At 70.8% G+C, this 18128-nt stretch carries 18 protein-coding genes, 1 other RNA gene and 2 pseudogenes; 13 read left to right on the top strand and 8 right to left on the bottom strand.

Going from position 1 to position 18128, the window contains the following annotated elements; all coding sequences use genetic code 11:
• Nucleotides 1-231 precede the first annotated feature (231 nt).
• Nucleotides 232-1350, top strand: coding sequence for a peptide chain release factor 2 (prfB, locus tag ACWJ6R_RS12440; RefSeq protein WP_449062367.1), 1119 nt, complete (start codon nt 232-234; stop codon nt 1348-1350).
• A 101-nt stretch (nt 1351-1451) separates the two neighbouring features.
• Here the strand turns inward: prfB and ACWJ6R_RS12435 are convergent, their stop codons facing one another.
• Complete coding sequence (locus tag ACWJ6R_RS12435) at nt 1452-1643, bottom strand: hypothetical protein (RefSeq protein ID WP_449062366.1); 192 nt, start codon at nt 1641-1643, stop codon at nt 1452-1454.
• 234 nt (nt 1644-1877) lie between these two features.
• Between ACWJ6R_RS12435 and ftsE the strand changes: the two genes are divergently transcribed.
• From ftsE to ssrA, 6 genes are all read left to right on the top strand, one after another.
• Nucleotides 1878-2567: a cell division ATP-binding protein FtsE gene (gene ftsE, locus ACWJ6R_RS12430; RefSeq protein WP_043620538.1), complete on the top strand. Its 690-nt coding sequence runs from the start codon at nt 1878-1880 to the stop codon at nt 2565-2567.
• A gap of 47 nt (nt 2568-2614) precedes the next feature.
• On the top strand, nt 2615-3523 hold the full coding sequence (gene ftsX, locus ACWJ6R_RS12425; RefSeq protein WP_449062365.1) for a permease-like cell division protein FtsX: 909 nt from the start codon (nt 2615-2617) through the stop codon (nt 3521-3523).
• A 22-nt stretch (nt 3524-3545) separates the two neighbouring features.
• Nucleotides 3546-4013, top strand: a complete 468-nt coding sequence (smpB, locus tag ACWJ6R_RS12420) for an SsrA-binding protein SmpB (protein ID WP_068894618.1) — start codon at nt 3546-3548, stop codon at nt 4011-4013.
• A 26-nt stretch (nt 4014-4039) separates the two neighbouring features.
• A complete protein-coding gene (locus ACWJ6R_RS12415) occupies nt 4040-5425 on the top strand; it encodes an NTF2-like N-terminal transpeptidase domain-containing protein (RefSeq protein WP_449062364.1) in 1386 nt (461 codons plus the stop codon).
• On the top strand, nt 5335-5898 hold the full coding sequence (locus ACWJ6R_RS12410; RefSeq protein ID WP_449062368.1) for a penicillin-binding transpeptidase domain-containing protein: 564 nt from the start codon (nt 5335-5337) through the stop codon (nt 5896-5898). The genes ACWJ6R_RS12415 and ACWJ6R_RS12410 overlap by 91 nt, the downstream gene beginning before the upstream one ends.
• Before the next feature lie 490 nt (nt 5899-6388).
• Nucleotides 6389-6773, top strand: a transfer-messenger RNA (tmRNA) gene (gene ssrA / locus ACWJ6R_RS12405).
• 368 nt (nt 6774-7141) lie between these two features.
• Here the strand turns inward: ssrA and ACWJ6R_RS12400 are convergent.
• The 3 genes and pseudogenes from ACWJ6R_RS12400 to ACWJ6R_RS12390 all read right to left on the bottom strand — a co-directional run bounded on the left by ACWJ6R_RS12400 (nt 7142) and on the right by ACWJ6R_RS12390 (nt 9302).
• Nucleotides 7142-7255: a hypothetical protein gene (locus ACWJ6R_RS12400; protein WP_449062363.1), complete on the bottom strand. Its 114-nt coding sequence runs from the start codon at nt 7253-7255 to the stop codon at nt 7142-7144.
• 298 nt (nt 7256-7553) lie between these two features.
• Nucleotides 7554-8339, bottom strand: coding sequence for a transposase (locus ACWJ6R_RS12395; protein ID WP_449062362.1), 786 nt, complete (start codon nt 8337-8339; stop codon nt 7554-7556).
• 181 nt (nt 8340-8520) lie between these two features.
• Nucleotides 8521-9302, bottom strand: a pseudogene (locus ACWJ6R_RS12390) (transposase family protein).
• Nucleotides 9303-9696: 394 nt separating this feature from the next.
• On the opposite strand from ACWJ6R_RS12390, the gene ACWJ6R_RS12385 reads away from it, so the two are divergent.
• The 3 genes from ACWJ6R_RS12385 (at nt 9697) to ACWJ6R_RS12375 (ending at nt 11349) form a co-directional block, all read left to right on the top strand.
• Nucleotides 9697-9972 (top strand): hypothetical protein, encoded by a 276-nt coding sequence (locus tag ACWJ6R_RS12385; protein WP_449062361.1) that lies wholly within the window; start codon nt 9697-9699, stop codon nt 9970-9972.
• A gap of 168 nt (nt 9973-10140) precedes the next feature.
• Nucleotides 10141-10302 (top strand): hypothetical protein, encoded by a 162-nt coding sequence (locus ACWJ6R_RS12380; RefSeq protein WP_449062360.1) that lies wholly within the window; start codon nt 10141-10143, stop codon nt 10300-10302.
• Between the two features lie 201 nt (nt 10303-10503).
• Nucleotides 10504-11349, top strand: a complete 846-nt coding sequence (locus ACWJ6R_RS12375; RefSeq protein WP_449062359.1) for an isocitrate lyase/PEP mutase family protein — start codon at nt 10504-10506, stop codon at nt 11347-11349.
• 32 nt (nt 11350-11381) lie between these two features.
• Here the strand turns inward: ACWJ6R_RS12375 and ACWJ6R_RS12370 are convergent, their stop codons facing one another.
• The 4 genes from ACWJ6R_RS12370 to ACWJ6R_RS12355 form a co-directional block, all read right to left on the bottom strand.
• Complete coding sequence (locus ACWJ6R_RS12370) at nt 11382-11597, bottom strand: PDZ domain-containing protein (RefSeq protein ID WP_449062358.1); 216 nt, start codon at nt 11595-11597, stop codon at nt 11382-11384.
• Nucleotides 11588-12463, bottom strand: coding sequence for a S1C family serine protease (locus ACWJ6R_RS12365; protein WP_449062357.1), 876 nt, complete (start codon nt 12461-12463; stop codon nt 11588-11590). The genes ACWJ6R_RS12370 and ACWJ6R_RS12365 overlap by 10 nt, the downstream gene beginning before the upstream one ends.
• A gap of 93 nt (nt 12464-12556) precedes the next feature.
• Nucleotides 12557-14041, bottom strand: coding sequence for an AMP-binding protein (locus tag ACWJ6R_RS12360; RefSeq protein WP_449062356.1), 1485 nt, complete (start codon nt 14039-14041; stop codon nt 12557-12559).
• 477 nt (nt 14042-14518) lie between these two features.
• Nucleotides 14519-14788, bottom strand: coding sequence for a hypothetical protein (locus ACWJ6R_RS12355; protein ID WP_449062355.1), 270 nt, complete (start codon nt 14786-14788; stop codon nt 14519-14521).
• A 183-nt stretch (nt 14789-14971) separates the two neighbouring features.
• Between ACWJ6R_RS12355 and ACWJ6R_RS12350 the strand changes: the two genes are divergently transcribed.
• The 3 genes and pseudogenes from ACWJ6R_RS12350 to ACWJ6R_RS12340 form a co-directional block, all read left to right on the top strand.
• Nucleotides 14972-15232: a hypothetical protein gene (locus ACWJ6R_RS12350; RefSeq protein WP_449062354.1), complete on the top strand. Its 261-nt coding sequence runs from the start codon at nt 14972-14974 to the stop codon at nt 15230-15232.
• Nucleotides 15233-15286: 54 nt separating this feature from the next.
• Nucleotides 15287-17545, top strand: a complete 2259-nt coding sequence (locus ACWJ6R_RS12345) for an acyl-CoA dehydrogenase (protein WP_449062353.1) — start codon at nt 15287-15289, stop codon at nt 17543-17545.
• A 157-nt stretch (nt 17546-17702) separates the two neighbouring features.
• Nucleotides 17703-18128: pseudogene (locus tag ACWJ6R_RS12340) on the top strand (hypothetical protein); the annotation flags it as partial.

The following is an 18128-nucleotide window of genomic DNA, read 5'->3' as shown; positions in this document are numbered from 1 at the left end:
GTGCCGGCGGCCGAGGCGCTCGGGGAGGGGGCGGCGTCGCCGGACCCGGAGCAGGCCGCCGCGGACGCCACGGCCACGGCCACGGTCAGCGCGAGCAGCCCTCGTCGCCCGTGTCCCCGCACGCCAACCTCCCGATGGTCCCCGTCGCGGCGCCCATGCTATGGCCTGTCCGGTCGTGAGGGGCTCGTGCCGTACACAACGGGGTGCGGTGGTCGCGTACCCTTTACAGACGTGGCAGTCATCGATCCGGCAGAAGAGATCAACGAGCTTACCGGCACGCTGAGAAGCATCCAGGACGTGCTGGACCTCGACGCGATGCGCAAGCAGATCGAGGAGCTGGAGGAGCAGGCCGCCGCGCCCGACCTGTGGAACGACCAGGACCGGGCCCAGAAGGTCACCAGCAAGCTGTCCTACATGCAGGGCGAGGTCAACAGGATCGAGTCCCTGGGGCAGCGCCTGGAGGACCTGGTGGTGCTCTACGAGCTCGCCGCGGCCGAGGACGACGCCGACACCCTGGAGGAGGCCGGTCGCGAGCTGGAGTCCCTCAGGAGCGACATCGGCGCGCTGGAGGTCCGCACCCTGCTCTCGGGCGAGTACGACGCCCGTGAGGCGGTCGTCACGATCCAGTCCCAGGCGGGCGGCGTGGACGCCGCCGACTGGGCGCAGATGCTCCAGCGGATGTACCTCCGCTGGGCCGAGCGCAAGGGCTACCCGACGGAGGTCTACGAGACCTCCTACGCCGAGGAGGCCGGGATCAAGTCGACGACCTTCACGGTCAAGGCGCCCTACGCCTACGGCACGCTCCGCGGCGAGCACGGCACCCACCGGCTGGTCCGGATCAGCCCGTTCGACAACCAGGGCCGCCGGCAGACCTCCTTCGCGGGCGTGGACGTGGTCCCCGTCGTCGAGACGACCGACCACATCGACATCAACGAGGACGACCTGCGGGTCGACGTCTACCGGTCCTCGGGCCCCGGCGGGCAGGGCGTCAACACCACCGACTCCGCGGTGCGCCTGACCCACCTGCCCACCGGCATCGTGGTCTCCTGCCAGAACGAGCGCTCCCAGCTGCAGAACAAGGCGACCGCGATGGCCGTCCTGCAGTCCAAGCTGCTGGAGCGCAAGCGGCAGGAGGAGGCGGCGGCGCTCAACGAGATCCGGGGCGAGTCCACCACCTCGTGGGGCACCCAGATCCGCAACTACGTGCTGCATCCGTACCAGATCGTGAAGGACCTGCGGACGGGCACCGAGGCGGGCAACCCGGGCTCGGTGCTCGACGGGGACATCGACGGGTTCATCGAGTCGGAGATCCGCTGGCTGCGCCGCCAGGAGGCGGGCACGGAGGCCTAGACCGGGATCCGGTGCGGGACGCCCCGGCGGCGGTGTCGCCGCCGGGTCTCCGGCCGCTCAGCGGGCCGGAGGCGGGGTCCCGGGAGGCCGCGCGGGCCGGGTCAGCCCTTGGCCAGATGCTCCAGGGCCAGGGTCAGGAAGAACAGTGCGACCAGCACCAGCGAGACCATCGCCGGGGTCATCCCGCCCAGGCCCGCCTGGTGCATCCGGTCGCGGTTGGCCCGGCACAGAGGGCAGCGGCCCTCGGCGACGGGATGGGCGCACCGCGCGCAGACCAGGTCGTCACAGCTCATGGGGTCCTCCCCTTCGGAGTCGGAACCACTTTATGCGGTCGTTACCGGGCGCCGAATCGTTTTGTTTCCGTTATGGACCTTCCATGCCGGTCTTCCCCCTAGACTGGGCTCCGGCCAACCGGAACGTCGACCAAGGTAAAGATCGGCGCCCCCCGGCCGGCGAGAGGCGGAAAGTGGACCTCTGCCACTACCGCGACCGTCCTAACCCCTAGACTGGCATGCCGTGATGCGCCCGTGATCCATTTTGATAATGTCACCAAGGTCTACGCGAACCAGAACCGCCCCGCGTTGGACCACGTCAGCGTCGACGTCGACAAGGGTGAGTTCGTGTTCCTCGTCGGCCCCTCGGGGTCCGGGAAGTCGACCTTCCTCCGACTGATCCTGAAGGAGGAGCGCCCCAACTCCGGGGCGATCCACGTCGCCGGCAAGGATCTTGCCCGGCTGTCGAACTTCAAGGTCCCGCACCTGCGCCGCCGGATCGGCTGCGTCTTCCAGGACTTCCGGCTCCTGCCGAACAAGAACGTGTACGAGAACGTCGCGTTCGCGCTGGAGGTCATCGGCAAGCCGCGGCGGTTCATCCGCAAGGTCGTGCCCGAGGTCGTCGAGCTCGTCGGCCTGGAGGGCAAGGCCCACCGGATGCCCGACGAGCTGTCCGGTGGCGAGCAGCAGCGGGTCGCGATGGCCCGCGCGTTCGTCAACCGGCCGATGATCCTCCTGGCCGACGAGCCGACCGGGAACATCGACCCGGCGACGAGCATCGGCATCATGAAGGTCCTCGACCGAATCAACCGGACGGGCACCACGGTCGTCATGGCCACGCACGACGCGGCCATCGTCGACTCCATGCGCAAACGCGTGGTGGAACTGGAGGACGGCAAGATCGTCCGTGACCAGTCGCGTGGCGTGTACGGCCAGGCGTACTGAGTCCCAGGACGTCCCGGAACCCGGAAAGCGACAGCGACAGGAAGAGCATGCGGGCAAACTTCATCTTCTCCGAGGTCTGGATCGGCCTCCGCCGCAACCTCACGATGACCATCGCGGTCATCGTGACCGTGGCGATCGGCATGGCGCTGCTGGGCGTCGGTCTGATGATCAACTCCCAGATCTCCACCATGAAGGACTCCTGGTTCGACAAGGTCGAGGTCTCGGTCTTCCTGTGCACCAAGAACAGTCCGTTCCCGAACTGCAAGGGCAGCAGCGGCGTCGACCAGCAGGAGCGGGCGGCACTGAAGTCGACGATCGAGGCCATGCCGCAGGTGGAGCGCGTCGAGTTCGAGGACGCCGCCAAGGCCTACGAGAACTTCAAGGCGCAGCAGACGGGCAGCGCCGTGTGGATGGAGGCGATCCAGGTCGAGGACATGCCCGAGTCCTTCCGGGTCAAGCTGAAGGACCCTGAGACCTACGGCACGGTGATCGAGGCGCTGCAGGGCGCCCCCGGGGTCTCCAACGTGATCAACCAGAAGGAGATCCTGGAGAAGTTCTTCGGCCTGCTGGAGAAGCTCCGCTGGGCGGCGCTGACGATCGCGATCACCCTGGTCTTCGCGGCCACCCTGCTGATCGGCAACACCGTCCGGCTGTCGGCCTACAACCGCCGCCGTGAGACGGGCATCATGCGGCTGGTGGGCGCCTCGAACCTCTACATTCAGCTCCCGTTCGTGATGGAGGGCGTGATCGCGGGCCTGATCGGCGGCGTGATCGCGGCGGTCCTGCTGATCGTCAGCAAGGTGTTCCTCTTCGACAGCGTGCAGACCTACCTGTCCGGGACCGCCCAGCTCTCCTGGGAGACGGTCGCCTCGTCGATCAGCGTCACGATGGTCTTCGGCGTGCTCATCTGTGTCTTCGCCTCCTTCGTCACGCTCCGCCGTTACCTCCGTGTGTAAGGCATCCCGGTAGGCTCCAGGCATGCCACGTGAGACCGGGCGGAAGGTCATCGCCCAGAACAAGCGTGCCCGGCACGACTACCACATCGAGGACACCTACGAGGCCGGCCTCGTGCTGCAGGGCACCGAAGTGAAGTCGCTGAGACTGGGCCGCGCCTCCCTCGTCGACGGATACGCCACCGTCAAGGACGGCGAGGCGTGGCTGATCAACATCCACATCCCGGAGTACACCATGGGGACGTGGACCAACCACGCGGCGCGGCGCACCCGCAAGCTGCTGCTGCACCGCAAGGAGATCGACAAGCTGGTCGCCAAGACGAAGGAGGGCGGCCTGACCCTGGTGCCGCTCTCCCTCTACTTCAAGGACGGCCGGGCCAAGGTCGAGCTGGGTCTCGCACGCGGCAAGAAGGACTGGGACAAGCGGCAGACGCTGGCCGAGAAGCAGGCCAAGCGGGAGATGGCCCGCGCGGTCAGGCACCGGAACCGGTGACCGTGACGGGGAGGGCTCGCAGGGCCGTGACGGCGGCGCTCGCGCTGGCGGTGACGGCCCCCATGCTGTCGGGGTGCTTCGAGGAGCCGTCGGCCCACGAGGCGGTCCGCGACTTCCTGGTCGGCTGGCAGACCGGTGACTACGCCATGGCCGCCCGCCGTACCGACGGCGACGAGAAGAAGGTCCGCCAGGCGCTGGAGGACGTGCGGATCCAGCTCGACGCGGCCTCGTTCCGCTTCGGCCTCAAGGGGGTCCGCCGGACCGGGGACGCGGCCGAGGCGACCTTCGAGGCCGAGGTGGACCTGGGGGAGAACAACCCTCTGTGGGAGTACGACGGCAGGCTCCCGCTCCGCCTGGTGGACGGCCGGTGGAAGGTGCGCTGGTCGCCCGCGGTGCTCCACCCCGAGCTGCGCGAAGGCCAGCGCTTCGCGGTGGACATCGATCCCGAGGACCGCCAGCCGATCGTGGACCGCAACAGCGATCCGCTGCAGCAGCCCGCCAACCTGCACGTGGCCAGCGTCACCCCGGCCAGGCTGCGGGACGCGGCCGGGCTCTGCGAGCGGCTGGCCAAGGTGACCGGATTCCCCCAGGACCGGCTGCTCAGCCGGATCCGCTCGGCCCCGCCCAGCGAGGAACTGCCGCTGGTCACCTTCGGCCGGCTCCGCTTCGCCCAGCTCCGCCCGGAGCTGGAGGCCATCGAGGGCCTGAAGTTCTCCGTGCGCGAGGCGTCCGTCGCGCCCGACGCGCCCACGCAGATCGTCGGCACCGTCACCGCGGTCACGCCGGAGACCGAGCAGCAGCTCGGCGGCCCGCAGCGCGCCGGGGACACCGTCGGCAGGAGCGGGCTGCAGAAGGCCTACCAGGAGCATCTGACCGGCTCGACCGAGACCAGCGTCATCACCGTGGACCTCAAGACGCTGGAACCCGTCGCCGAGCTGGCCAAGTGGCGGCCCGGCCGTACGGCCTCGCCGGTGCGCACCACGCTCGACCGCAAGACCCAGGCCGCCGCGGACGCCGCGCTGGCCGCGGGCGGCTCGGGGATGCTGGTCGCGGTCCAGGGCTCGACCGGCGAGGTGCTGGCCGTGGGGAGCACCAAGGACTACCACCAGGAGAAGCACGCCTTCGCCGGGGAGTTCCCCGCGGGGACCGCGTTCTCCGTCATGGCCGTGGAGGGGCTGCTCAAGTCCCAGGTGGACCTGGAGCAGAAACTCGACTGCCCCGCCGAGCGGACCGTGGGCGGGATCCGGTTCCGGCAGTCGGGCGCGCCGCCGGCGGCACCCCGACGATCCAGGCCAGCTTCGCCAGCGGGTGCGTCACGGCTCTGGCCTCGCTCGCCCGCAGGGTGGACGGCACCGCGCTGGCGGCCGCCGCCGCGAAGTTCGGCATCGGTGTGCCGTGGACGCTCCCGCTGAAGTCCTTCAGCGGGAAGGTCCAGCCGTTGAAGAACGACGCGGCCACGGCCCGGGCCCTGGCCGGGCAGAACGTCTCGGTCAGCCCGCTGTCCATGGCGCTGGTCGCGGGGGCGATGGCCTCCGGCACCTGGCATCCGCCGGTCCTGGTCAAGGAGCCGGCGACGCAGGACCCGTCCGACGAGACCGAGGCGCCCAGGCCGGTCCTCCCGATCGAGCTCGACGAGAAGACGACCGAGGCCCTCCGCTCCCTCATGCGCGCCGGTGTGACCTCGGGGTCCGCCCGCGCGGCGGCGGCGCCGGGGGACCCGGTCCACGGCATCACCGCCGCCGCGTCCGCCGGCGGCAAGCCGCTGTCCTGGTTCATCGGCTGGCAGGGGGACGTGGCCGTGGCGGTGCTCCTGGAGAACCCGAACTCCGCGGCGGGGGCGATCGTCGCGGGGCGGTTCTTCCAGAACCTGCGCGCCGGGATGTGAGCCGGGAGAACACGGCCGGAGAGAAGAGGGCCAGGGGGAACAGGTCCGGGGAGAAGCCGGAGAGAAGCCGGGGAACAGGGGCGGGGAGAGCGAACAGGGGAGAATGTTCGTCACCGCGAGCAACCATCCGGGGCTCCGTGTGCGTCCTTCCCAGTGACTGAGCACCGCTCGGGGGGTTGCGGACTCAGTCGCCGTGATGAGACCAGGGCTTCGTCTCGGGGGAGGCCCTGCCGTCACGACCGGCTCGACCCTGCCGGTCGGCCCCGGGGGCGCGTGCGACACGCCGCGTCTCCGGGGCTTCGCCGTCTCTCCGTCCTGGAGGGGCGCGGCGGGAATCGGGCGGGTGTGGACGGTGTTGTAACCGATGTCTCCGAAGACATCCCGAAGGTCGATCCGGCCGGAGGGAATCCGGTTGGCGCTGACGGTGTTGTAACCGGTATCTTCGGATGGTCCGCCCCTCCTCGTGGGGAGCGGGTTGACAACTCAACAGGGGGGTGACTGGTTTCGACTTTGGCTTTGCAAGTCAGGAGAAGCGGGTCGAGGACTGCGGACATAACCTCGTTAATCCTGTGACCGCGACCAATAAGTGCCAATAAGACGCACTCCGAAGTCAGCCAGGGCAACCTGGCTCTCGCCGCCTAAGCAGCGAGTGACTTCTGCCGGCCCGGGAGCGCCTCCGGCCCGGATCCGGCATCGCTAGGAGGCTCAACCGCGAGACCCGGCCACGGGGTCGAGCGGGAAATCTAACAGTGGCTGAGCCCGTCGGCGTCTTGCCTGCGTGATCGCCGGGGCTGAGAAAAGCACAGCAGGCTGCACCCGGAGAAGCCCTGTCTTGGAGTTGAAGGACGCGGGTTCGATTCCCGCCACCTCCACCCCCGCTCCGCATTCGGAACATGCGGAGCAGATCGCCGAAGGGCGGTCGGCCGGCGACCTCGCCGGCCGACCGCCCTTGGTTTTGCGTGGAGCCGGACACGCCGTACGGTTCCGGCTCCATTTCTCGGTGACGCGGTCAGGCTGGGCCGCTCGTGTCGAGGACGTAGGAGAGGGGCGCGGGCGGGTCGAGGGGCTTGCCGAACTCCGCCTTGGCAGTGCGAGTGCGGATCTTCCGCCGATACGCCCTGGCCGGGGTGTCCTTCGCCGATCCGTGTGACATTGGCCACGCCACCCGCACCGTGACCGCCCAGCTCAACCAGCAGGCCAAGCCGCGGGTGCGGGGGCGACCCGCCATCGCGGCTCTTCGAAGTTAAGCCGGGTCGAGGTGTCCGCGGCTCTTGCGGGTGGTGGCGCAGCGGGTGCGTAGGCGCTGGTTGACCGGGTTGCGGAAGCCGTACGCGTCCCGGGCGACCGTTTTGATCACACGGTTGGTTCCCTCCGAGCCCGCGTTGGTGATCCCGGTCCGGGCAGGTGCGCGCCAGCGCGAGCAGGTCCAGCAGATCCTCCTTGGCGTGCCACGCGGTCAGAATCGGTACTCCGATCCGCGCGGGCAGGGCCATCAGGTCATCGATCATCGGATCCAGCTGGGTGCCGTGCATCCGCGCCGCCGAGCGCGTCAGCCGGTTGCGCAGCTCCCACTCCCGATTACCCTTACGGCCGCGCCGGCCACGCACCTGCACGGTGACGCGGCGCCGGACCTCGGTGACGGCGGCATTGGCCAACTACACGAGGTGGAAATGGTCGACCACCAGCGTCGCGTCCGGCAACGCGGTCCGGACCGCCGCTTTGAAGATCGCGCACATGTCGATCGCGACGTAAGCCACCTGCTCCTTCCAGTCCGGACCGCGCGCGTCCAGCCAGTCGACGACCACGCGGGAGGTCCGGCCCTCCACCTGACCCAGCAAACCCTGACCGGCCGACAGATCAACGAACCCGACATGCCACCGGTCCACCACCGCCGTCCACGCGCAGGCCACCTCGTCGTAGACCCAGCGGGGACGGCCCCGCCGGATCTCATCGATCCCCAGCACGGCCACGAGGGCAGGCTGATCCGGCAAGACGGCGTCGGCATGGAGAGTGAACGCCGCGACCACCACCGGCCACGAAAGGCCGTGATCTCGAGCCGACTGCACGATGGTGCGGCCCGCATCGGCGACCGCCGCTCCCGCCGCCTGACGTAACCGCCTCGTCAGCCGCGCTCGTGCCGGGATCTGCGGCATCTGCTCGGTGAACGTGCCCCGCGGGCACGTCTTCTGGCGGCAGATCCAGCGGCGCTTGCGCCAGCGCAGCTCACACCGCCGTCCCGCGACCGGCAGATCCCGCGGCCGGGTGGTGACCCACTCCTTCATCCGGGTGGCCACCACTCCGCACACCGGGCAGGACCGCGCCCGCTCATCCAGCGTTGTCAGGTGAATGACCGGCCCTTGACCAGCGTGTTCGTCTCCTGCGATGACCTCGGCAACGGCCAGGCCCTCCAGGCCCAGCAGTCGCGTCGTATCGTTGACCATGCTCGCGGCTCTTCTGTTGTGAATCTTGCTTCGACAACAGGAATCATCAACGAGAGCCGCGAGCTCCCTCAAGAGCTGCGTTCAGCCGCACCGGGCCGCGACCGGCCCCACCCCGATCAAGTTCGAAGAGCCGCCGTCGCCCTGACGCTTACGCCGCCGGTTCATCTACATGGAGCGTTTTTCATCCTGAGTAGCGGTCCTCTTCGATGAGCTGCAGGACGACGATGGCCTGGATGATCGAGGTGGCGCGGCGCGGGCAGCAGCGCAGCCGGGTCAGTACCTTCCACGTCTTCAAGGTCGCGGCGGCGCGTTCTCCGATCGCTCGGATGCGAGCGTGGGAGCGGTTGACGGCTTTCTGGTTGCGCGACAGGCGCGGCCGGTGCCGGTGGCGCTTGAACGGGGTCCGGATCGTGCCGCCCGCGCCCTGGTACCCCCGATCGGCGAAGACCTGAACGCAGCGCCGGTCAGAGCGTCGATCAGGCCGGTCCGCCGGGCCGCGGTCAGATCGTGCACCGCCCCGGGCAGCACGGGCGAGACCCACACCAGGCGGCCGGCCGGGTCGGTGAGGGACTGGACGTTGACCCCGTGCCGGTGGTGTTTTCCGGAGTAGTACGGCCTGTCGTCGGCCAGCCGGTCGATCGGCAGGAGCGTGCCGTCCAGGACGGCGTAGGCCAGGCGGGAGGCCTTCTGTTCGGCGGTGTGCACGTCGTCGGCCAGAGCGGCAACCAGGTCGACCGCCTCGCGCACGTAGCGCCAGGCGGTGGTGGTGCCGATGGCGAACCCGCCGGCCAGACGGGCGTAGGTGTCACCGTTTCGTAGATGCGCCAGGACCAGGAGGGCTTGTTGTCCAGGGCCGAGGCGGCGCCAGCGGGAGCGCCGTTGGGCGCGGTGGGCGCGGATCAGGTCGGCCAGGCGGACGAGGGTGCGGTTGGACAGCGGAATCGCGGCACGGTATGACAGCAACGAGGCTCCCGGTTGGGGCATCGGATCTTGGTCGACTGCTGTCTTACCGGGAGCCTCGTCTCATCCGCTACCGCCTTCTGCAGGTCCGCCGTGACCTGGGCCATCAGGATGAAAAAGCCTCAGTGAATCCGCCGCCTTGCGCGTATCGCATACTTCCGTGATATCGCAGTTACCAAGAGCGATCGTATGCGGCCTCGACATCATGCATTCAACTTCAGTACCAGCGAAAATGCACCAAAGATCACTAAATGTGACTTGAGTATCAACTCATTGTTAACTTGTCAATGATTGGAAACTTTGTCACAATGGATGTGGAACGGGATTTTCGTTCACTGTTAATCCAAGGGCTCATTTCGTACGGCAAGAGCCCGGTGAGTGAGGAGGTTTCTATCATATGAAGCGTCTGATTTTCAAGACATTTGCTACCTCGGGGATCGGTGTGGCAGTCACCCTCGGTGCTTTGGGTGTTGCGCCTGCTCATGCGGTCGAATCGGCAGCAAGCAAAGCCGCCGTCGCTGCTGGATGGGAATACGCTGGCACCTACTCCGACCGCCTCGAATGCAACATCGAGGCGAACCGCCTGCGGGACTTCTACAATCTTCGTGGCCAGTGCCGTGGACCTTATGCGGGTGGTGAGTTCCGCCTGTACGTCTGGAAGGCGGGCAGCTAAGAAAGCGTTGGGCGCCTGGCAAGGCGGAGGCATTCTCGGCTGGTGAGCCGATCACAGTCCTGTACTGGGCTGGTGGCCGAAGGCGCCCCGATGCGTAGATGACGAACGCGACCCCTGATGATCGTCGGTTGTCCGAGCCAGGCGATCAAGAACAGGGGTCGCGTTCGCGTGCCATCATCCCTGATGGGCGTGCTCGCCCGCCACTCCGAGCACGCCGTGGCCTCCGACCCGTGGACCGAGCTGCCCATCCTGGCCGAGGTCCTGGACACCCTGCTGACCTGCGTGACCGTCGCGGGCACCGCTACCGGCTCGGCCCGTTGCCGGTTCTGATCCTGCTCGCCGTACTCGGCGGAGCCCCCTCCATCGCAGTGATCAACCGATCCATCGTCTGCTCATTGTCAAGGGTGACCGGTGCGCCATGAAGCGCTCTGACGCATCCCCGCCACAGGCGGGACAGATTCGCCGGGTATCTGGTATTCCTGTCTAGAAACGGCCATTCCGGCGGCGGAGCGCGCTGCTTTAATGACCACCATGACGAATCTCCGTGACAAGGCCGACCGTTTCCACTCGCTGCACACTCGGGACGGCCGTCCGCTGGTCCTCGCCAACGCCTGGGACGTGGCCGGCGCCCTGCTCGTGGAGGAGGCGGGCGCGGAGGCGGTCGCCACCACCAGCGCCGGGGTGGCGTGGAGCCTCGGCGCCCCCGACGGCGACCGGCTCGACCGGGACCGCGCCCTCGACCTCATCGCGCGGATCGCCGCCGCGGTGCGGGTGCCCGTCACCGCCGACATCGAGAGCGGGTTCGGCGAGAAGCCCGAGGCGCTCGCCGAGACCGTCCGCGCCGTGATCGAGGCGGGCGCGGTGGGGGTGAACATCGAGGACACGGTCCGGGACGGGGCCGCCCCGTCGCTGCGCCCGGTCGGGGAGCAGGCCGCCCGGATCACCGCGGCCCGCGCGGCGGCCGACGCCGCGGGCGTCCCCCTCTACATCAACGCCCGGGTGGACGTCTACCTGCGCGGCTCCGGAGACCCGCAGACCCGTCTGGCGGCGACGCTGGAGCGCGCCGCCGCCTACCGGGACGCCGGGGCCAGCGGGATCTTCGTCATCGGCGCGCCCGACCCCGACACGATCGCCGCGCTGGTCAAGGGGGTGGGCCTGCCGCTGAACGTCCCCGGCGGGCCGGGGGCGCCGTCCGTCGGCGAGCTGGCCGCCCTCGGCGTCGCGCGGGTCAGCGCGGGCGCGGACCTCGCCGCGGCCGCCTACGGCCTCGTCCGGCGGGCGGCACGGGAACTGTACGAGTCGGGCACCTACACGGAGCTGGCCGGAGGGGTCGAGTTCGGCGAGCTCAACGGCCTCCTGGCCCGTCGGGAGGGGTGAGGGGCCCGAGGTCCTCCCGGAGGGGGAGGCCGTCAATCCTCGGAGAGCTCGCCCAGGGTGACGGCGACGGTGGGGGTGGAGCCGTCGGGGCGCAGGAGCCCCACCTTGGCCTCGTCACCCGGTTTGAGGGTGGCGAGCACCTCGGAGAGCGCCTGCGTGGTCGGGGTCTCGGTGCCGTTGACCGAGACGATCACGTCGCCGGGCTCGATGCCGGCCCGCTCGGCGCCGCCGCCCTCGGTCACCCGCATGACGCCGACGCCCACCGGGCGCCCTGGGAGCCGACCACGGTCTGCACGGCCACGCCGAGCGCGGCGCGGCGGGTGTTGGTGACCTTGCCGCCCTTGATGATCTGACCGGCGATGTCGGTCACGGTGTTGGACGGGATCGCGAAGCCGATGCCGGGGGCCGCGCCGCCGCCGAGCTCGGGGTTGGTGGCGGCGAGGGTGGGGATGCCGATGACCTCGCCCGCCAGATTGACCAGGGCGCCGCCGCTGTTGCCCGGGTTGATCGCGGCGGAGGTCTGCACGGCGTTGGTGATCGTTGCGCCGGGCGAGCCCTGCGTCTGGGGTTCGCTGACCGTACGGCCCAGCGCGGAGACGATGCCGTTGGTCACGCTGCCGGACAGGCCGAGGGGGTTGCCCATCGCCAGCACGATCTGGCCGACCCGGAGTTTCCCGGAGTCGCCGAACTTCGCCGGGGTGAGGCCGGTGGGGTCGTCCACCTTGATCACGGCCAGGTCGCCGAGCTCGAAGGCCTCGACCAGCCGGGCGGGCCGGGGGGCGCCGCCGCTGGCCAGGGTGACCTCGAACTCCCTGGCCTGGCCGATCACGTGGGCGTTGGTGACGATGTGGCCCGCGGTGTCGTAGACGACGCCCGAGCCCAGCCCGGTCCTCGTGTTGATCTGCACGATGGACGGGAGCACGTCGCCGATGACCTTCTCGTAGGCGGCCTCCAGCGCCGCGGGCTCACCCCCGGGGGCGGCGGGGGGAGCAGGGGAGGCGGTGGCGGCGGGGCTTGCGGGGGTTCCGGCGGGCCGGGCGCCGATGTCCGCGCTGCAGCCGCCGAGTGCCACCGCGACGGCGGTGAGCAGTGCGAGATGCGCGAGTCTCTCCATGCGGCCTACCTTCCCGGCCCTTGGGAAAAGATTACGGTTCCGCCGCCCGCCGCCCGCCGCCCGCCGCCCGTGGTCCGTCGGCGGGAGGGACGGTCAGGACGACAGGTACGACTCGCGCACGCCGGTGCGGCTGAGCTTGCCGGTGGGCGTGCGGGGGAGCCGCTCGCGATACTCGATCAGCCGCGGGTGCTTGAGCCTGGCGAGCCGTCCGGCGCAGTGGGCCAGCAGATCGGCGGTCAGGCCGGGACCGGGTTCGGCGCCCGGCGCGGGCTGGACGAGGGCGACCACCTTGTGCCCCCACTCCGGGTCCGGTACGCCGATCACCGCCGCGTCCGCCACCGCGGGGTGCTCCAGGAGCACCGCCTCCACCTCGGCGGGGTAGATGTTCACCCCACCCGAGATGATCAGGTCGGTCCGCCGGTCGCAGAGGAACAGATAGCCGTCGGAGTCGAGGTAGCCGATGTCGCCGGCGGTGTAGAGGCGGCCGCGCATCGACGAGGCGGTCTTGGCCGGGTCCCCGTGGTACTCGAACCGGTTGATGCCGCCGATGTAGACGAGGCCGGGCTCTCCGGGGGGCAGCTCCTCGCCGTCCTCGCCGACGACGGCGAACCGCATGCCCTCGACCGCCCGGCCGACCGTGCCCGGCCTGGCCAGCCACTCCGCGGAGGAGACCATGGTGACCGCGGCGGCCTCGGTCGAGCCGTAGTACTCCCACAGCACCGGGCCGAGCCAGTCGATCATCGCCTGCTTGGTGGCGGGCGGGCAGGGGGCCGCCCCGTGGTAGAGGTGCGTCAGTGACGACAGGTCGTACTTCCCCCTGACCTCGGCGGGCAGGGCCAGGAGCCGGTGGAACATGGTCGGCACCATGAACGTGTTCGTGACCCGGTGCCGCTCGACCAGCTCCAGGACCTCCTCGGCGTCGAACCGCTCGGTCAGCACGAGCGAGTGGCCGTACTGCAGCGCCATCATGGCCTGGCCGTACGGGGCGGAGTGGTAGAGCTGCGACAGGACCAGGTGGACGCCGTCGGGCGGCAGCCCGAAGTGGCGCCAGCTCTTGCGGACCAGGATGGGGAAGAGCTCCTCGGGGGTGACCTCGATCAGCCGCTTGCGCACGCCTTTGGGCCTGCCGGTGGTGCCGGAGGTGTAGAGCATCATCGACCCGGCCCGGCGCTCGGCGGGCGGGGTGGCGGGACGATCGGCGGCGAGCGCGGCGACCTCCTCGTAGCCGCCCGGTACGGCGTCGGCGTACCGTTCGCAGCCGACCACGACGCGGGCCGCGCAGTCGGTGATGACGTAGCCGATCTCCTCGGCGGTGTAGTGCCAGTTCACCGGGACGAGGTAGGCGCCGATCTGGTAGGTCGCGAGCATCATCGTGATCGCGTCGACGCCGTTGGGCAGGACCGTCACCACGGTGTCGCCGGGCGTGACGCCGCGGGCGAGCAGCCCGTGGGAGACGCGGTTGACCCGGTCGTGCAGGTCGCCGTAGGTCACCGGGGCGGCGTCGTGACCGGGAACGGTGCCTCCCAGAACGGCGGCGCGGGCGGGGTCGGCGGTGGCGATCTCGTAGAAGCCCCTCATGGACGCGACCATACAGAACTAGATTCTGGTGCTGGAAGAGGGGGCGGCCGCCTCCGTCGAGGCGTGTGCTCGAGGCACAAGCCTGGCGGGAAACGGTGTGTCGGCCACCCAGCCGACGTAATCTGGCGGCCATGGCGGACGCTGACGGCACATCCTCCGGACGCTCTCGGGACAGGCGGGTTCCGCCCTATGAAGCGCCCACCACGCCCATGCCCCTCGCCCGCCCGGGCGGGGACCCGGTCGTCACCCCGCGCGGTCCGCCTCCGCCGCCGGTGTCTCGACCTGGTCCTCCGCCGACGCCTCGGCCCTGGCCGCTCCAGCCTCCGCCGGCGGCCCCCTTCCGGAGGCCTCACCCGTCGGCGGCCTCCTTCCGGGAGTGCCGTCCGCGGGTGGCCTCCTCCTGGAGGTCCCGCCCGCCGAGCGGGTTCCTCCGCGCGGGGTGTGGGCGCGGATCGCCGACATCCCGGTCAGGCTGGTCTACAGCGCCGGGGCCGCCGCCGTGACGGTCCTGGCGATCTTCTCGGTCTTCGCCCTGTTCTCCGGCGACGAGCCCGCCGACCCGGTGCCGCTGCGCCAGCCGGTCCCGGGTGCCGCGCCGACGGCGGCGTCCGCTCCGCCGAGCGCGTCCCCCTCGGCGGCGGTCCCGCCGGAGCTCCCGAAGCCGCCGAGGTCCAGGCCCCTGGTGGCGCTGCCCGGCAGGGCGAGCGCGGTGGTCGGCGCGGTCGTCGACCAGGGGAGCGGGATCACCTACGTCAGGCTGGGCGAGCCGTGGGCGGACGGGCCGGTGCCGCCGTTCTCCGCGGGCCAGCGGGTGGGCGGGGCGCGCCTGCCGCGCACGATGGCCGTCTCGCTCCCGCTGCCCGGCAAGGCGCCGTGGACCGGGCCGCGGACGGACGCCGGTTTCCGCGCCGCGGCGCTGAGGGCGGTGCGGTGGGCCCTGCGCAACCACCATCCGCCGGCACCCGGGTCGAGTGGACCGCCTCGCAGCGGCCCGCCGCGGGCCGGGGCTGGGTGCTCGGCTACCGGGTCGACTACGAGCTCGGCGGCGTCCGCCGCAGCTCGCAGGCGGCGCTCGCGCTGCTGGAGACCCGCCGGGCCGAGCCGGCCGTGCTCCTGGTGACCGTACCGGACGGCCGCAAGCGGCTCTGGGCGGACATCGCGCCTCTGGTGACGAGCGCCCGCGCGTTGTGATGGAAGCACCTTCTAGAATATGGTTCTGCTACTGAACCGTTTCTGGAGGCTGTCATGGCGATCGGGTTGAGTGAGGAGCACGAGGCGCTCCACGAGTCGGTGCGGGGCTGGGCCGAGCGGAACATCCCGTCCGAGGTCGTACGGGCCGCCATCGCGGCCGAGAGCGAGACGCGTCCCGCCTTCTGGTCCGGCCTGGCCGACCAGGGCCTGCTGGGGCTGCACATCCCCGAGGAGCACGGCGGCAGCGGGTACGGCCTGCTGGAGACGGCCGTGGCCGTCGAGGCCCTGGGCGAGCGGGTCGCCCCCGGCCCCTACGTCCCGACGGTGCTCGCCAGCGCCGCGATCCTCGCCGCCGAGGGCAAGGCCTGCGCCGAGCTGCTGCCCGGCCTCGCCGACGGCACGCTGACCGGCGCGGTCGCGCTGCGGGGGTCGATCTCCGGCAGGCAGGGAGCGGACGGCGCGCTGACCGTCGGCGGCACCGCCGAGTTCGTCCTCGGCGGGGCGCTCGCCGACGTCCTGGTGCTCCCGGTGCGCACCGACCGGGGCGAGGTGTGGGTCGCGGTGGACGCCTCCGCGGCCACCGTCACGCCGGTCCAGTCCCTGGACCTCACCCGCGGCGTGGCCAAGGTCGAGCTCGACGACGCCGCCGTGCCCGCCGGCCGGGTGCTGGACGGGCTGAAGGGCTCGGCCGTCCTGAACCTGGCCGCGATCCTGCTGGGCGCCGAGGCCGCGGGCGTCGCGTCGTGGTGCGTGGCCTCCGCCGCCGAGTACGCCAAGGTGCGCGTGCAGTTCGGCCGTCCGATCGGCCAGTTCCAGGGGGTCAAGCACAAGGCCTCCCGGATGCTCGTCGCGCTGGAGCAGGCCCGCGCCACCGTCTGGGACGCCGCCCGCGCGACGGAGCGGCGAGCGGACGCGGCGCGCGAAGCGAGTGAGGGGGCGGGTGCGACGACGGGCGCGGGCGACGAGTCGGCCTACGCCGCCGCGATCGCGGGCGTGACCGCCCCCGACGCCGCCGTGCACTGCGCCAAGGACGCCGTCCAGATCTTCGGCGGCATCGGCTACACCTACGAGCACGACGTCCACCTCTACTACCGCCGTGCGCTCACCCTGCGCGCCCTGCTCGGCCCGAGCTCCGAGTGGGCCGAGTCGGTCGCCGAGCTCGCGCTGAACGGCGTCTCCCGCGAGATGGAGATCGAGCTCCCTGAGGACGCGGCCGCGCTGCGCGAGTCCATCCGCGCCGAGATCGCCGTGATCGCGCAGCTGGAGGGTCAGGAGCAGAAGCGGGCGCTGGCCGACGGCGGGTTCGTCATGCCGCACCTGCCCCGGCCGTGGGGTCGCGGCGCGAGCCCCCTGGAGCAGGTGCTGATCTTCCAGGAGCTCAAGGCCGCCCGGGTCAAGCTCCCGCAGATGATCATCGGCGCCTGGGTGGTGCCGTCGATCGCCGCGTACGGCACGCGTGAGCAGCAGGAGCGTTTCCTGCCCAAGACGCTCGCCGGAGAGATGATCTGGTGCCAGCTCTTCTCCGAGCCGGGCGCCGGGTCCGACCTGGCCGCGCTGCAGATGAAGGCGGAGAGGGTCGAGGGTGGCTGGAGGCTCAACGGCCAGAAGATCTGGACCTCGGTGGCGCACTTCGCCGAGTGGGGCATCTGCATCGCCCGCAACTCCTCCGAGGGCTCCAAGCACGAGGGCATCACCTACTTCCTCGTCGACATGAAGGCGCCCGGCGTCACCGTCCGGCCGCTCACCGAGATGACCGGCGAGAACCTGTTCAACGAGGTCTTCCTCGACGACGTCTTCGTCCCGGACGACCTGGTCGTCGGCGAGGTCGGCGAGGGCTGGAAGGTCGCCCGCAACACCCTGTCCAACGAGCGGGTCTCGCTCTCGTCGGGCTCGGGCGGCACCGGCGCCTCCGTCCCCGACCTGCTCGGGCTGGCCGGACGGCTGGGCCGCGAGCTGAACCCGGCCGAGCGGCAGGAGCTGGCCCGGGTGATCTGCGAGGGGCATTCGATCAACGCCCTCAGCCTGCGGGTGACGATGAAGCAGCTCGCCGGCGCCGAGCCGGGTGCCGACGCCTCGGTCCGCAAGCTGCTGTCGACCTCGCACGCGCAGCACGTCTCGGAGTGCGCGGTGGGGCTGCTCGGTGCCTCGGCGGTGCTGGCGGCCGACGTCAAGCTCGGCGACCCGGGCTTCTGGAACCGGGCCGTGCTCGCGACCCGCGCCATGACGATCTACGGCGGCACCACGGAGGTGCAGCTGAACATCATCGCCGAGCGCATGCTCGGCCTGCCCCGCGACCCGGAGCCGGGCAAGTAGGACCGGGACCGCCGACACCGGTGGCGAAACCGGTCTCGGCGGTCATGGCGGCACGGCGGCCCCGTGCGGTCCCGGGGGTTTCGGTGGCCGAGGCGGCCTCGTGCGGTGGGTCGAGACGGCCCTGTGCGGTTCCGGGGCTGCCGTAGGGTCTGGCGATATGCGGACGGATCGGGTCAAAGCAGTGGCGCCTGCGCTGCTCGGGCTGCTGCTCGGGCTGCTGGCGCTCGGACCCGCCCTGGGCCCGGGGTTCGTGCTCCGCTACGACATGGTGTTCGTCCCGGACCCGCCGCTCGTCTTTCCGGGACAGGGCTTTCCCCGCGCCGTGCCCAGCGACCTGGTGGTCGCGCTGCTCTCGGCGGTGCTGCCCGAGCAGGCGGTGCAGAAGGCCCTCCTGCTCGGGATCTTCGTGCTGGCCGCGTCGGGGGCGGCGGCGCTGGTGCCCTCCGGGAGGCTCGGCCCGCGCCTGGTGGCCGCCGCCTTCTACGCCTGGAACGCCTACCTCGCCCAGCGGCTCCTGCTCGGCCAGTGGGCGTTGCTGCTGGGCGTGGCCGGGCTGCCCTGGGCGGTGCGGGCGGTGGCGCTC

Source organism: Planomonospora algeriensis (assembly GCF_977012225.1).
Note: the sequence above shows the minus strand (reverse complement) of the source record. Positions and strands in the feature narration are given on the sequence as shown.

Excerpts from the sequence above, each read along its gene's own strand:
- ACWJ6R_RS12435 (WP_449062366.1), bottom strand. The coding sequence starts at position 1,643 with ATGAGCTGTGACGACCTGGTCTGCGCGCGGTGCGCCCATCCCGTCGCC.
- ftsX (WP_449062365.1), top strand. The coding sequence starts at position 2,615 with ATGCGGGCAAACTTCATCTTCTCCGAGGTCTGGATCGGCCTCCGCCGC.
- smpB (WP_068894618.1), top strand. The coding sequence starts at position 3,546 with ATGCCACGTGAGACCGGGCGGAAGGTCATCGCCCAGAACAAGCGTGCC.
- ACWJ6R_RS12395 (WP_449062362.1), bottom strand. The coding sequence starts at position 8,339 with ATGGTCAACGATACGACGCGACTGCTGGGCCTGGAGGGCCTGGCCGTT.
- ACWJ6R_RS12385 (WP_449062361.1), top strand. The coding sequence starts at position 9,697 with ATGAAGCGTCTGATTTTCAAGACATTTGCTACCTCGGGGATCGGTGTG.
- ACWJ6R_RS12375 (WP_449062359.1), top strand. The coding sequence starts at position 10,504 with ATGACGAATCTCCGTGACAAGGCCGACCGTTTCCACTCGCTGCACACT.
- ACWJ6R_RS12370 (WP_449062358.1), bottom strand. The coding sequence starts at position 11,597 with ATGCGGGTGACCGAGGGCGGCGGCGCCGAGCGGGCCGGCATCGAGCCC.
- ACWJ6R_RS12365 (WP_449062357.1), bottom strand. The coding sequence starts at position 12,463 with ATGGAGAGACTCGCGCATCTCGCACTGCTCACCGCCGTCGCGGTGGCA.
- ACWJ6R_RS12360 (WP_449062356.1), bottom strand. The coding sequence starts at position 14,041 with ATGAGGGGCTTCTACGAGATCGCCACCGCCGACCCCGCCCGCGCCGCC.
- ACWJ6R_RS12345 (WP_449062353.1), top strand. The coding sequence starts at position 15,287 with ATGGCGATCGGGTTGAGTGAGGAGCACGAGGCGCTCCACGAGTCGGTG.